The 13,304-nt window shown below is 51.7% G+C and carries 13 protein-coding genes and 1 pseudogene; 5 read left to right on the top strand and 9 right to left on the bottom strand.

The features are described from left to right. Positions 1 to 55 precede the first annotated feature (55 nt). Genes ureG through GN241_17835 form a run of 8 tightly spaced genes read right to left on the bottom strand, consistent with a single transcriptional unit; the run spans position 56 to position 5,090 of the window. Complete coding sequence (gene ureG / locus GN241_17870; protein XAT59063.1) at positions 56 to 667, bottom strand: urease accessory protein UreG; 612 nt, start codon at positions 665 to 667, stop codon at positions 56 to 58. Continuing rightward, positions 664 to 1,311: an urease accessory protein UreF gene (locus GN241_17865; GenBank protein ID XAT59062.1), complete on the bottom strand. Its 648-nt coding sequence runs from the start codon at positions 1,309 to 1,311 to the stop codon at positions 664 to 666. Before GN241_17865 ends, ureG begins: the two co-directional genes overlap by 4 nt. Further along, the gene (locus tag GN241_17860) at positions 1,301 to 1,816 is read right to left on the bottom strand and encodes an urease accessory protein UreE (GenBank protein XAT59061.1); all 516 of its coding nucleotides are present in this window, start codon (positions 1,814 to 1,816) and stop codon (positions 1,301 to 1,303) included. The genes GN241_17865 and GN241_17860 overlap by 11 nt, the downstream gene beginning before the upstream one ends. Before the next feature lie 8 nt (positions 1,817 to 1,824). Then, the gene (gene ureC / locus GN241_17855) at positions 1,825 to 3,534 is read right to left on the bottom strand and encodes an urease subunit alpha (protein ID XAT59060.1); all 1,710 of its coding nucleotides are present in this window, start codon (positions 3,532 to 3,534) and stop codon (positions 1,825 to 1,827) included. A gap of 3 nt (positions 3,535 to 3,537) precedes the next feature. Further along, positions 3,538 to 3,843, bottom strand: a complete 306-nt coding sequence (locus tag GN241_17850; GenBank protein ID XAT59059.1) for an urease subunit beta — start codon at positions 3,841 to 3,843, stop codon at positions 3,538 to 3,540. Continuing rightward, positions 3,840 to 4,025 (bottom strand): hypothetical protein, encoded by a 186-nt coding sequence (locus GN241_17845; GenBank protein ID XAT59058.1) that lies wholly within the window; start codon positions 4,023 to 4,025, stop codon positions 3,840 to 3,842. The genes GN241_17850 and GN241_17845 overlap by 4 nt, the downstream gene beginning before the upstream one ends. Positions 4,026 to 4,034: 9 nt before the next feature. After that, positions 4,035 to 4,337, bottom strand: coding sequence for an urease subunit gamma (locus tag GN241_17840; protein XAT59057.1), 303 nt, complete (start codon positions 4,335 to 4,337; stop codon positions 4,035 to 4,037). Beyond that, positions 4,338 to 5,090 carry an urease accessory protein UreD gene (locus tag GN241_17835; protein XAT59343.1) on the bottom strand — a complete coding sequence of 251 codons (753 nt, stop codon included), beginning with the start codon at positions 5,088 to 5,090 and terminating at the stop codon, positions 4,338 to 4,340. A 470-nt stretch (positions 5,091 to 5,560) separates the two neighbouring features. Here GN241_17835 and urtA point away from each other — a divergent pair, with 470 nt between their 5' ends. From urtA to urtE, 5 genes and pseudogenes are all read left to right on the top strand, one after another. Then, complete coding sequence (gene urtA, locus GN241_17830; GenBank protein ID XAT59056.1) at positions 5,561 to 6,838, top strand: urea ABC transporter substrate-binding protein; 1,278 nt, start codon at positions 5,561 to 5,563, stop codon at positions 6,836 to 6,838. Between the two features lie 63 nt (positions 6,839 to 6,901). Beyond that, positions 6,902 to 8,838: pseudogene (gene urtB / locus GN241_17825) on the top strand (urea ABC transporter permease subunit UrtB). Between the two features lie 9 nt (positions 8,839 to 8,847). Further along, a complete protein-coding gene (locus tag GN241_17820; GenBank protein XAT59055.1) occupies positions 8,848 to 10,005 on the top strand; it encodes an urea ABC transporter permease subunit UrtC in 1,158 nt (385 codons plus the stop codon). A gap of 2 nt (positions 10,006 to 10,007) precedes the next feature. Continuing rightward, complete coding sequence (urtD, locus tag GN241_17815) at positions 10,008 to 10,748, top strand: urea ABC transporter ATP-binding protein UrtD (GenBank protein ID XAT59054.1); 741 nt, start codon at positions 10,008 to 10,010, stop codon at positions 10,746 to 10,748. Positions 10,749 to 10,751: 3 nt separating this feature from the next. Further along, a complete protein-coding gene (gene urtE / locus GN241_17810; protein XAT59053.1) occupies positions 10,752 to 11,447 on the top strand; it encodes an urea ABC transporter ATP-binding subunit UrtE in 696 nt (231 codons plus the stop codon). 235 nt (positions 11,448 to 11,682) lie between these two features. On the opposite strand, the gene GN241_17805 is transcribed toward urtE, so the two are convergent. Then, on the bottom strand, positions 11,683 to 13,164 hold the full coding sequence (locus GN241_17805) for an aminotransferase class I/II-fold pyridoxal phosphate-dependent enzyme (protein ID XAT59052.1): 1,482 nt from the start codon (positions 13,162 to 13,164) through the stop codon (positions 11,683 to 11,685). Between the last annotated feature and the right edge of the window lie 140 nt (positions 13,165 to 13,304).

Here is a 13,304-nt window from a genome sequence, read left to right as displayed (position 1 = left end):
TTCTGCTAAGACTGATCGGGCTGAGGCGATTTCAATGGTGTCAAAGCCCTACGGTTTATAGGCCCGCCAGATCCAACAGGTGTTTTTCAATCGGCTGCACGCCTTGATCATGTTTGATTTGAGTAAAGAAAAACGGCTTTTCCTGACGCTGCGCGGAGGCATCGCGACGCATCACCTCTAAATCGGCACCAACATAGGGCGCCAGATCGGTTTTATTGATCACCAAAATATCCGATTTTGTCACGGCAGGGCCGCCTTTGCGTGGAATTTCTTCTCCCGCGGCCACATCAATCACATAAACCGTCAGATCCGCCAATTCTGGGCTGAACGTCGCCGATAGATTATCTCCACCGCTTTCGATTATCACGATTTCAATTTCGGGATGGCGGGCTTCTAACTCGGCGATGGCAGAGAGGTTGATCGAGGCATCCTCGCGAATTGCGGTATGCGGGCAGCCCCCTGTTTCGACACCGATCACCCGATCTTCGGGTAGAATCTGCAACCGCATCAAGGCTTCTGCATCCTCGCGGGTATAAATATCATTGGTAATCACCCCAATCGAATACCGTTGTGACAGGCGCCGCGCCAGGGCGGCCGTGAGCGAGGTTTTACCCGCCCCAACGGGGCCTCCGATCCCAATGCGAACTGGTCCATTCATTTTACTCATGTTCTAAAAATCCGTGTGTGAAGCGTTTCATGCCGCATTGAGGCGACATCAGAAAGAAAGGTTGTGCTGCTCAGATCGTCTTCATTGGCGCCGCTTGCCTCTGCTGCGCAGGCGTTGATTTCAGGGGTGAGCGCCAATAAGATGTGTTGGCCTTGTGTTTGGCCTAAGGGCACAAGCCGTATGGCCGCTGAAATTAAATTGGCGCTGAATGCGTGTAAATAAGCGGCAATTATGTCTTCTTTGATCAGGTTTTCGCGCCGTGCCGCCGCCCCTAGCGCCACCGGATAGCATAGATCAGTGCAGTCCTGCCCCCACACTTCGCGGATCGTTTTGCCAAACGCCTGCCCTTGCAAAAGCGTTTCACTGCGCCGCTCGGCACTGGCTGATAAAGCCAAGGCAAGCTGGTTCACATGGATCAATTCTGCCTTGTTTTCCGATTCAAAGGCCAGGGCCAGTAAAATGGCATCGCTGCGCGCAGATCCAAGCCCAAGCAGATCTTGCAGCCAGTTTTGTAGGCTGGTTTGATCCGTCACATGGCGCTTTTCGATGGCCCATTCCAAGCCATGTGAATAGGCAAAGCCGCCGATTGGAAACGCCGGTGATAGCCATTGCAGTGCCGTGAGAAAGGTTTTGTTAGTGCTCATGCTCATGCTCATGCTGGCTATGATCCCCGTGCATGTAGTGATGAATATGGTCAATATTGCCATGATCATGGCTATGGGTACGCCCCATCCCATAAGCGCCGCCGGCGGGGGTGAAGGCTTCGTGCACAACCTTGGTTGTCCCGCCAAGCCTTGTGATCATATCCTCAATCACATGGTCATGGCAGATCAATAACCGCTCTGCTTCGATCTGGCAGGGGGTATGACGGTTGCCGATATGCCAAGCCAATTGCAGCAGATTAGGCCCGGTGATGGCGATCAGCTTTTCTTGCTTGGCAAGAATTTTAACGGTTTCTTTATTCGACAGCAGCAGGTGATCGCCCTGCTTTAGATCGGTGGTTTTGGGCAGATCCACCACAAAGTTTTTGCCACAATCCGTGCTGAGTTTGCGGCGCCGCAAAAACCGTTCCTCATAAGTCAGAGAACAGGTGTAATTTGCGGCCCCGGTTGGCGGATCTGTTTGCAATGATTGAGCGATTGGAAACATGAGCGGTCTCAATATAAGAAATAGCGCTGTGCCATGGGCACGGTTTCTGCCGGCTGGCAGGTCAATAACTCGCCATCAGCGCGCACTTCATAGGTTTCAGGGTTTACTTCAACCTGTGGCGTGGCGGTGTTGAGCTTTAAATCGGATTTGCCAATATGCCGCGTGTTTTGCACCGCTAACGTTTGTTTGGCCAACCCGTATTTTTCGCGCACATTCTCTGCCTGTGCAGCTTGCGAGACGAAAGACACCGCGCTGTGCTCAACGGCGCGGCCGAAGGCGCCAAACATTTGCCGGCTATAAACTGGTTGCGGAGTCGGGATCGAGGCGTTTGGATCGCCCATCTGTGCGCAGACGATACTGCCACCCATCACCACCATCTCGGGTTTAACGCCAAAGAAGGCCGGTGACCAAAGCACCAAATCGGCGCGCTTGCCAACTTCTATCGAACCGATTTCATGCGAGATCCCATGCGCAATGGCCGGGTTGATGGTGTATTTTGCCATGTAGCGGCGGGCCCGTAGGTTATCATTATCCCCCGTTTCTTCGGCCAATGCGCCGCGCTGGCGTTTCATTTTATCCGCGGTTTGCCACGTGCGCAGGATCACTTCGCCGACGCGACCCATCGCCTGACTGTCTGAGGCAATAATGCTAAAGGCGCCCATATCGTGCAATATATCTTCCGCTGCGATGGTTTCGCGGCGGATGCGGCTTTCTGCAAAGGCGATATCTTCGGGAATCGATTTATCCAAATGATGGCAGACCATCAGCATATCAAGATGTTCTTCGACCGTGTTGACGGTAAAGGGGCGGGTGGGGTTGGTGGAGGAAGGCAGCACATAGTCTTCCCCGCAAATCCGGATAATATCGGGGGCATGACCGCCGCCAGCGCCTTCGGTGTGGAAGGCATGGATGGTGCGCCCTTTCATGGCGGCAAGCGTATGCTCGACAAATCCTGATTCGTTCAACGTGTCAGTATGGATCATTACCTGCACATCCATCGCATCGGCCACGCTGAGGCAGGTATCAATAGCCGCTGGTGTCGTGCCCCAATCCTCATGCAATTTCAGCGCGCAGGCGCCCGCGAGCACCTGCTCTTCCAGCGCCGCTGACAAGGAGGCATTGCCTTTGCCTGCAAAGGCCAAATTCATTGGCAGAGCATCGGCTGCCTGCAGCATCCGCGCGATATGCCAAGGTCCCGGCGTACAGGTGGTGGCCAAGGTGCCATGCGCGGGGCCGGTGCCCCCGCCGAGCATGGTGGTGATGCCGGAATGCAAGGCGTCATCGATCTGTTGCGGACAGATAAAGTGAATATGGCTGTCAAACCCGCCGGCTGTGAGGATCTTCCCCTCGCCGGCGATCACCTCGGTGCCGGGCCCGATGATAATATCGACATTGGGCTGCGTATCGGGATTGCCAGCCTTGCCGATCGCGGCAATGCGGCCATCGCGCAGCGCGATATCGGCTTTGTAAATGCCCGTATAATCCAAAATCAGCGCATTGGTAATCACCGTATCAGCGGCGCCGGCGGCGCGCGTGGCTTGCGATTGCCCCATGCCGTCACGGATCACTTTGCCGCCGCCAAATTTAACCTCTTCGCCATAGGTCGTCAGGTCTTTTTCAACTTCGATGAAAATCTCTGTATCGGCCAAGCGCAGCTTATCGCCCGTGGTTGGCCCATACATCCCCGCATAATCCCTGCGGCTAATATTGACTGCCATGTCCTACAGATCCCCCATGATTTTTCCGTTAAATCCAAACACCCGCCTGCTGCCTGCTATTTTGATCAGGCTGACCGCGCGCTTCTGCCCCGGTTCAAAGCGTACCGCAGTGCCGGCAGCAATATTCAAGCGCTGTCCGTGCGCAGCGGCTCGATCAAACTCAAGCGCTGGGTTGGTTTCAGCAAAATGATAATGGCTTCCCACTTGAACGGGCCGATCACCCGTGTTTGCCACCATTAACTCAACCGCTTCGCGGCACTCGTTCAAGGTAATATCGCCCGCGGCGCAGACCAGTTCGCCCGGTTTCATAAATCGGCCTTTCGGGTCCGCTTTATAAGCACCACGCTCGAGAGACTAAGCACGATCCCCGCCAAAACGGGGGCTGCCAGTTCGGGCAGCGTGCCGCTCTGCGCGCCATGGGGCAAAATATGCGGATGCGCGAAGGCGGGGGCCGCGAGAAGGGTAAACAGTATGCTGAGTGTTGTTTTCATCAGAGTATCCTATCGAATGGGGTTGTGAACGGTGACGAGCTTGGTGCCATCTGGAAATGTTGCTTCCACTTGCACTTCGGGGATCATATCGGGCACCCCATCCATACAATCGCTGCGGGCAACGATGGTGGCGCCAAATTGCATCATATCTGAAACGCTGCGTCCATCGCGCGCGCCCTCAACAACGGCATCGCAAATCAGCGCTATCGCTTCGGGATGGTTAAGCTTAACCCCGCGTGACAGGCGTTTACGCGCAACTTCTGCCGCCATCGCGATCAGCAGCTTATCTTTTTCCCTTGGGGTTAATTGCATTTATAATCTCCAACATTTTGGCAGGGTGTTTTGCGTGAGGCGATCCAAGATCGGCAACATGATTTGACGCAGCGCGTAGCCGTCATGCGCTAAAACCCGCAGCACACAAAGATCAGGCGCGATGAGGCTGCATCCTGACGTGTCGTTGAGCTGGGTTTGGATTGCGCGGCAAAGGTGCGTTGCATCGGGCGCGCGGTAGAGTATGTTGGCCATGGCACCAAGACCGGCAGCAACTGCGGGGCGGGCAAGTTTTGCGGTAATATCACCAGATAGCAGCGCCACATCGCGATACACCAAGGCCTCATCTACCCAGAGGTCAATCTGATCGCGGAAAAACCCAGAAATTTGCGTTTCGCCCATTGCATGACGGCCGAAGATAACCGGCTCAACCATCAACAGCTTCGCGCTGTGATGCATGCGGATGGTTAAGCGACGGCTCAATCCCCCTTTATCATAAAAAAGCGTTTCTTGAGGCACCCAGTTTAACGAGGCTTCTGGGGCAATGCTAAGCGAGGTTTCGACGCGCCCTATGCTATCGGGTTGAGCTTTATAGATACGTTCGCAGGCTTGGGTTGTCAGCGTGATATGCGCCTGCGGTTCGGCTTTTGCGTCAAAGGATAAATGATCGCCGCCGGTTATGCCGCCCGATGTATTGATCAGAACCGCTTCCAGATGATCCGGTTGGTTGGGAAACAAAGCTTTCAAACAGCCGTTTTGAAACAGATCCTTCAAACGGCTTGAACCATCCGCCATTTGCGCCGTGACGGCGAGGCTGCCGATTGCGCGCGGGGTATTGATAACAGAGCTGTCCAATAGGTCTTTCATCGCGATCCTTAATTGCGCAGACACCGCGTCACGGCGCCCTCGCCTTCTGCGGGTTTGATGCAGAAAGTCCAAATTTATCCGAAAATTTCAAGGAATTCGGTCAGTTTTCGATTATTTATTTATCATTTAAGAAGGTAGTGATTAATTTATAGTCGAAAATTTTTGTTTTTCGTTTTTTTTGCCCGCATGCCTTGAGCTTTTTATCTGCGCTCGGCACCACAGTATTACCGTCTTGGCAAAAAAGAAGGCTTTATGGCGGTAAGGACGTGTGACGACCGATCGAATTGCAGCTCGGAACGATCGCCACACAAATTGCAACATTGGTTGCAGGCGAAACTGTAGGTGGTGGCCTCCCACAATACAAGCCACTCTGCGGTTTTGTCTGCGAGGAGACTTAAATGAAAAATTTAAAAAATTCTTTGGCTGGCGGCGTTCTTTTTAGCGCGCTGTTAAGCTCTGCCGTGGTCGCTGACACGATTAAAGTGGGTGTTTTACATTCCTTATCCGGTACGATGGCGATTTCAGAAACAACGTTGAAAGACACGATGTTGATGTTGATCGAAGAGCAAAATGCCAAGGGCGGTGTTTTGGGCAAGCAATTGGAGGCAGTGGTGGTTGATCCTGCCTCTGATTGGCCTTTATTCGCTGAAAAAGCGCGGGAATTGCTGACTGTGCATGAGGTAGATGTGATGTTTGGCAATTGGACAAGCGTGTCGCGCAAATCCGTTTTGCCGGTGATTGAAGAGTTGAACGGCTTGCTGTTCTATCCGGTTCAATATGAGGGCGAAGAAAGCTCGAAAAACGTCTTTTACACTGGCGCGGCGCCGAACCAACAAGCCATACCAGCAACGGATTACTTCCTCGAAGAGCTGGGCGTTGAAAAATTCGCTTTATTGGGCACCGATTATGTATATCCGCGCACAACCAACAATATTTTGGAAAGCTATCTGATCTCAAAAGATATTGCGGCAGAAGATATCTTTGTGAATTACACGCCCTTTGGCCATTCTGATTGGTCCAAAATCGTGGCTGACGTAGTGGCTTTAGGCGCCGATGGCAAAAAAGTTGGGGTGATTTCCACGATTAATGGCGATGCAAATATCGGCTTTTACAAGGAATTGGCAGCCGCAGGTATTTCGGCAGATGATATTCCGGTGGTTGCGTTTTCGGTGGGGGAAGAAGAACTTTCTGGTTTAGACACGAGCAACCTTGTGGGTCACCTGGCTGCGTGGAATTATTTCCAGTCAGCGGATGTAGAGGCCAATACCGAATGGGTTGCCGCTTGGAAAGCACGTATGGGCGATGAGCGGGTCACGAATGACCCAATGGAAGCGCATTATATCGGGTTTAACATGTGGGTGAATGCGGTTGAAGCTGCGGGCAGTTCAGAGGTTGATGCGGTGCGCGCCAAAATGTACGGCCAAAAATTTCCTAATTTGACCGGTGGAATGGCTGAAATGCTGCCCAACCATCATTTGTCAAAGCCGGTATTGATCGGTGAAATTCAAGCGGATGGTCAGTTTGATATCATCAGCCAAACCAGCGAGGTTCCGGGCGATGCCTGGACAGATTACCTGCCTGAATCCGCCGTTCTGGTGTCTGACTGGCCAGGCCTAGAATGCGGAATGTACAACACGCAAACCAAATCCTGCGTTCAAATCGGTTCAAATTATTAATCCGTTTGATGGAAATTGTTGAAGGGCAGTCTTGCCCTTCAACCCTTACAAGGCTTTAGACGTATGAGAGTTTTAGCGGCTGCGCTTGTTGCGTGTTGGGTGATCTGCTCCGAGGCCGCCTTGAGCGCCCAAAGCTTGTCAGAGATTATCAGCACCCATAGCCAAGTGATTGCAAAAAGCTCGCGCAAAACGATCCAGCCAGCGATCGATGCGCTTGTCGCAAGCAAATTACCAAATGTAGAATTTATGCTGATGCAATGGCGCGCCAAAGCCTTATGGCTGGATAAAAGCACCAATGCGATCATCGCCGTTCAAGATAAACGGATGATTGATCTTGATACGCAATCCGATCTTGGGCCGTTTGAAAAGGCTGGGTTTAAGCAGATCAAACCCAATAGCGGCGTGCGCAATTTAATTTCTGGGGCTTTGGTGGCGTTTCAATTGAATGCGCCCGAAATTGTTATACGCAAAGCCGCCTTAGCATCCATACGCAGAAATGAAGATCCGGCCTATTTGCCATTGCTCGAACAATCGCTGGGGCTAGAAACAGATCCCGCCTTAGTGGCAGAAAAGCAGCAACTGGTGCATTTGTTAACGCTGAAATACGGCCAATCCGCTGAGGCGCGGCTTGCGGCAATTGCGGCAATTGGCAGCTCGTTGGATGTTGAGGTGCGCGCTGCGCTTAACCCAATATTGGCGACCCGGCGCACCTATGCGGCTGCGCTGCCGGATGACGCTAATATCGCAAAAGTTTTGGTGCCAGGTCAGAATGGTTTCTCAACGCAAACGGCCTATCAATTGCTGGTGGCAGGCGGTGAGGCTGCCGCGCAGCCTTCTTTAGAACTAATCAAGCAAGCATTGATTGACAATATTGACGGGGGTCGTGTTGCCGGCATTCCAATCGCCCAATTGGACGATCCAGCTGCGCGCTCAAGGGCCTATGCTGATTTGGCGCAAGCCGGTTTGGTGCCGGCGCAAATCAGCCAAAGCGCAATTGACGCGACCGTGTCAAATTTTAGCTATTTTGATCAATATCTTGAGCCTGATCCACAAATCACATCAGCGGCGCAAGCGGCGCTGAAAGTCATTTCATATCAGGTGAGCTTGTCGAATACGATTGATATTCTTCTAGATGCGATCTCGCTGGCTTCGATTTATTTTTTGGCAGCGATAGGATTGACGATCACTTTTGGCGTGATGGGTGTTATCAATATGGCGCATGGCGAATTTATTATGATGGGCGCCTATACGGGCTATGTCTTGCAACAAATCGTACCAGATGAAACTTTGTCAATTTTACTGGCGGTTCCAACCGCTTTTGCAGTGACTTTTTGCGCCGGTGTTGCCATGGAACGTTTGGTTATCCGGTGGTTGTATAACCGCCCCCTTGAAACGCTTTTGGCGACTTTTGGAATTTCGATCGCTCTCCAACAATTGGCCAAAAATATATTTGGAACGCAAGCACGCCCGTTGACCTCACCCGATTGGCTGGGGGGGCTTGGGTGATCAATGATGTGGTGTCCATCAGTTTTATTCGCATTGCCATTTTCGTTCTGGCATTGATTTTCCTGGCTTTGTTTCTGTTTATTATGAAACGAACCCGCCTAGGGTTGGAAACCCGCGCGGTGACGCAGAATTCGCAAATGGCCGCTTTGATGGGAATCAATCCAGATCGGGTGAATATGTTAACCTTCGGGTTAGGCTCTGGGATTGCAGGTATTGCCGGCGTGGCGATCGGCCTTTACGCCAAAGTCACCTCTGAGATGGGCAATGATTACATCGTACAAAGCTTTATGACCGTGGTTGTAGGTGGTGTTGGCAATATCTGGGGCAGCCTTGCAGGCGCTGCCATGGTGGGCTTTTTGCAAAAGGGCATTGAATGGTTCAACCCGGCCAATACATTGGCGGCGCAGACCTATATGATCCTATTCATTATCATTTTTATCCAGTTCCGCCCGCGGGGCATCATCGCGCTTAAAGGGCGCGCAGCAGGAGATTGAGGTAGGATTATGACCAGTTTTAAAATCCCGCCTTCGGCATTGATCTTCCTATCAGGCTTGGCCATTTTTACGATCATCGTTTCCGTTTTGTCGGAAGGAATGGGGGGCGGCGTGATTTCGACATCCTTCATCAAAACCATCGGCAAAACATTGTGTTTGTGCCTTGCGGCCATCGCGATGGATTTGGTTTGGGGGTATTGTGGCATATTATCCTTGGGGCATTTCGCTTTTTTCGGGCTGGGCGGCTATATGATTGGTATGTGGCTGATGTATGCGCGCACCCAAACCATTGTGGCAACATCAATGGCGCAAGCGGAAATTCCGCCCACCCCGCAAGAGGTGATTGAGGGGATCGGCACGCAAATTTTTGGGGTGGTGGGCAGCAGCGAATTTCCAATGATTTGGGCCGTTGCGGATAGCTTGTTTTTGCAGCTTGTCTTGGTGGTGGCTTTGCCCGGCGCTTTGGCTTTTTTGTTTGGATGGTTGGCGTTTCGGTCGCGGGTAACGGGCGTTTATCTGTCAATTTTGACCCAAGCTTTCACTTTGGCGCTGTCATTATACTTGTTTCAAAATGAAAGTGGCTTGCGCGGCAATAATGGCTTATCGGGTTTGCAAAACCTGCCTTATGTGAGCGCGGGCCAAGATCAGGTGGCCTTGTGGTTTCTTTGGGGCTCGGCGGCAGCGCTTGGGTTGGGCTATCTTTTTATCAGCTTCATTGTGGGCGGAAAATTTGGATCGGTTATTCGGGCCATTCGCGATAATGAGGCGCGCGTGCGGTTTCTCGGTTATCAAGTGGAACATTATAAACTTGCTATTTTCACCGTAACGGCCTGCATCGCGGGCATTGCTGGGGCGCTATATTATCCGCAAGCCGGTATCGTAAACCCGGCAGAAATGGCCCCGATTGCCTCAATTTATCTGGCCGTTTGGGTGGCGATTGGCGGGCGTGGGCGCCTTTATGGTGCGGTGATCGGGGCGGCGTTTGTCAGCTTGTTATCCACTTGGTTTACAGGTGGGCAGGCCCCGGATCTATCGCTGGGGTTTGGTGTGATCAAATGGGTGGATTGGTGGCAGGTTTTGCTGGGCGTGTCTTTTGTTTTGGTAACGCTCTTCGCACCCAAGGGGATCGGTGGCCTGTTCGATTTACTCTTTATGAGAAGGCGCTGAGAATGAGCTCGCTTTTAGAAGTGTCTGGCGTTTCGGTCAGCTTTGATGGCTTTAAGGCCATCAACAACTTGTCTTTTCAGATCGCAGCGGCAGAGTTGCGGGCGATTATTGGCCCGAATGGAGCTGGCAAAACCACCTTTATGGATATTGTCACGGGCAAGACGCGCCCCGATACGGGGGTTGTGAAATGGGGCGATAAAAGCGTTGATTTGTTGTCGTTGGATGAAGCACAGATTGCGCAAGCAGGGGTGGGGCGTAAATTTCAGAAACCAACCGTGTTTGAAGATCAAACGGTCTTTGAAAACCTGTTATTGGCGTTGAAAAACCATCGTAATGTGTTTCGCGTCTTGTTTTATAAGCGCCGTAAGTCTGATCACCAAAAAGTGGCAGATTTGGCGCGTGATATCTCGCTTGATAGCGAATTGCACCGTCTGGCGGGCGAGTTGAGCCATGGCCAGAAGCAATGGCTCGAGATTGGCATGTTACTGGCGCAGGATCCAAAACTGTTGCTGGTAGATGAACCGGCAGCCGGTATGACCGCAACCGAGCGCGAAAAGACAACGGCGATGCTGGTCAAGGCCGCAAAAACCCGTGCTGTGGTGGTTGTGGAGCATGATATGGATTTTGTCAGGCGGCTTGACTGCAAAGTGACGGTTTTACACGAAGGCGCGGTGCTGGCCGAGGGGCGGTTGGATCACGTGACCGCCAATCAAGACGTGCTGGATGTGTATTTAGGAAGGTAAGCGATGCTTGAGACCTCAAAAATCAACCTGTTTTATGGGAAGTCGCAAATCCTTTATGATATCGATTTGCAGGCCCAAAAAGGCCAGGTAACCTGCGTGCTGGGCACAAATGGTGTGGGCAAAACCAGCTTGATGCGGGCCATATCGGGCGCGCATGCGGTGGCGGCTGGCCATATTCAATTGGATGGGCAGGATTTAACCCGTTTGACCCCCTTTAAACGCGCCCAATCTGGGGTGGCCTATGTGCCACAGGGCCGCGATATTTTTCCCTTGCTGAGCGTCGAAGAAAACCTGCAAACCGGTTATTCTTGCTTGCCGCCCAAAGATCACAAAATCCCCGATCATATTTACGAAATGTTTCCAGTTTTAAAGAAAATGAAAGCGCGCAAGGGTGGCGATTTATCGGGCGGCCAGCAACAGCAATTGGCGATTGCCCGCGCGTTGATTACCCGTCCCAAATTACTGATTCTAGATGAACCGACCGAGGGCATACAGCCCAATATTATCAGCCAAATCGGTGAGGTGATTGAACTGCTGAAACAGCAGGGGGATATGGCGATTATTTTGGTGGAACAATATTTTGATTTCGCCTTCAGTCTCGCAGACCGATTTTATACGTTAAAACGCGGCCGGGTGACCATGGCAGCTGAAAAATCTAAGGTCACGCGCAAGGATGTTTTGGCCAATGTCACCGTGTGATGCCTGCTGGGCTAAGCCCGGCTCTCCTGAAAGCGATGGAGGGCTGGAATAAGGGATCGAATTGACCAAATAAGCCGAGGGCGGTTTATCTGCAAATGCCCCAGACAGCTTTACCTGCGCCGCTTATAAAGCCCCAGGCTGCGCCGCGTAAAAAGACCCGGCGGTTAGTTCTACAGCCCGCTCGGGCTGAACAAGCGCCTTTTGCGCTTGGCCGGGGTCCGCCAAGCAGGGGGCCTTAATGCAAGCTTCGTAATTTTTCCCCCAATTTCTTTGTTAATCGAGGCATCGCTTTTCTTGGCACGCCTGAAAAGCCTAGCACCAGCGCCGATCTTTGGATCGGCTCGCTGCAATAAACCGATAATGGAAGCGAATCTATACTATGCGCAAGCAGGGCTTTATGGGCTGTTTGATCTTCGATCCCATGTTTTAAATCTGCTAAAATATGCATGCCTGCATCGCTTTGCTGTGGCATTAGGCTGTCCGAGCAGTTTTCAAGAAGACAATTTAGTAACATGTCTCGACGGTCGCGATAGAGTCGGCGCATCTTGCGAATATGCTCGGCAAACCGGCCTTCATTTATAAATTGTGAAAGTGCTTGTTCGGTTAATGGCGAAGAACTTTGGCCTAAAAGGTTTCGTGTCTGCGCGAAGGTTTCTCGTAACCAATGGGGAATCACCACATAGCCCAGACGCACGGCAGAACAGAGCGATTTTGAAAATGTGCCAACATATAAAACCCTGCCATTTTTATCCAAAGCGCTGAGCGCTGGTAGCGGGCGGCCCCGATAGCGAAATTCGCTGTCATAATCATCTTCAATAATCCAAGCATCATTTTCGACGGCGTATTTCAGCAGCGCCAAGCGCCGCCGCAATGACATCGTTATACCCAAAGGTTGTTGATGTGAGGGCGTGGTGAAAATAAGCGCAGGTTTTGCATAGTGCGCAATCGCATGGCTTAAATCCAACCCCTCTTTATCGATTGGAATAGGTGCAATAGCCGCCCCGACCAAAGACATGATATCGCGTCCTGCTATATGACCGGGGTTTTCATACCAAACCGTGTCATTCACGTTTAATAGGATAAGCGAGATCAACACAAAGGCCTGTTGGGCGCCGGATGTGATGATGATCTGTTCATGATCCACTTGCATGCCACGCGAATCTGCAAGATGCGAGGCGATTGATTTCCTCAGATTTTCAGATCCATAAAAATCGCCATAGCTTAAATTGCGCCGGTCCTCTTGGCTCAGCGCTGCGGCCATATATTTGTTCCACCGCTTTATCGGGAATTTATCCAAGGCGGGCACGCCGGGCCGAAACCCGAGGGTTGAGCCAAATCGGGCACTGGCTTTGGATTCATTTATCTTTTCGGCAATTTCGGAAAACTGTTGTGTTTGCAGCGCTGAGTCGGTTTTCTCACGCTGTTGCGAAAGCGGCTTTTCAGGGATCAAGCCTTCTGAAACAAACGTGCCGGCACCCGTTTTAGCTTCCGCATAGCCTTCCGAAATCAATTGTTCGTAAACGGTTTTTACGGTGATGCGCGAAACGCCCAGTTCCTCGGCCAATTCGCGGGTGGATGGAAGTTTTTGTTTGGAGGGCAAGCGGCCTTCTAAGATCAGACGCCTGAGAAAATTTTCGAGCTGTCGATAGATCGGGGTTGTCGATCCTTTGTCGATCTGCAGCGTTGCCAATAACGCACCTTTTGCTGATTTTACCATATTTCTTTCCTATTGGGTATATAAAATTCCTTAAATTGGGTCTGTTCGCAAGTCCCAATTTTTGCATAAGTGGCTGAAATAATAAAGTGCAGGCGCGTTTTCAGCCCAGCACGCAAAGCAGGCGGATTAATGTGAACCCC

Source organism: Rhodobacteraceae bacterium IMCC1335, from assembly GCA_039640495.1.
In the GTDB taxonomy this organism is placed as follows: Bacteria; Pseudomonadota; Alphaproteobacteria; order Rhodobacterales; family Rhodobacteraceae; genus Thalassovivens.
This window is presented reverse-complemented; position numbering and strand designations above follow the sequence as displayed.

Excerpts from the sequence above, each read along its gene's own strand:
- ureG (XAT59063.1), bottom strand. The coding sequence starts at position 667 with ATGAGTAAAATGAATGGACCAGTTCGCATTGGGATCGGAGGCCCCGTT.
- GN241_17865 (XAT59062.1), bottom strand. The coding sequence starts at position 1,311 with ATGAGCACTAACAAAACCTTTCTCACGGCACTGCAATGGCTATCACCG.
- GN241_17860 (XAT59061.1), bottom strand. The coding sequence starts at position 1,816 with ATGTTTCCAATCGCTCAATCATTGCAAACAGATCCGCCAACCGGGGCC.
- ureC (XAT59060.1), bottom strand. The coding sequence starts at position 3,534 with ATGGCAGTCAATATTAGCCGCAGGGATTATGCGGGGATGTATGGGCCA.
- GN241_17850 (XAT59059.1), bottom strand. The coding sequence starts at position 3,843 with ATGAAACCGGGCGAACTGGTCTGCGCCGCGGGCGATATTACCTTGAAC.
- GN241_17845 (XAT59058.1), bottom strand. The coding sequence starts at position 4,025 with ATGAAAACAACACTCAGCATACTGTTTACCCTTCTCGCGGCCCCCGCC.
- GN241_17840 (XAT59057.1), bottom strand. The coding sequence starts at position 4,337 with ATGCAATTAACCCCAAGGGAAAAAGATAAGCTGCTGATCGCGATGGCG.
- GN241_17835 (XAT59343.1), bottom strand. The coding sequence starts at position 5,090 with ATGGCGGATGGTTCAAGCCGTTTGAAGGATCTGTTTCAAAACGGCTGT.
- urtA (XAT59056.1), top strand. The coding sequence starts at position 5,561 with ATGAAAAATTTAAAAAATTCTTTGGCTGGCGGCGTTCTTTTTAGCGCG.
- GN241_17820 (XAT59055.1), top strand. The coding sequence starts at position 8,848 with ATGACCAGTTTTAAAATCCCGCCTTCGGCATTGATCTTCCTATCAGGC.
- urtD (XAT59054.1), top strand. The coding sequence starts at position 10,008 with ATGAGCTCGCTTTTAGAAGTGTCTGGCGTTTCGGTCAGCTTTGATGGC.
- urtE (XAT59053.1), top strand. The coding sequence starts at position 10,752 with ATGCTTGAGACCTCAAAAATCAACCTGTTTTATGGGAAGTCGCAAATC.
- GN241_17805 (XAT59052.1), bottom strand. The coding sequence starts at position 13,164 with ATGGTAAAATCAGCAAAAGGTGCGTTATTGGCAACGCTGCAGATCGAC.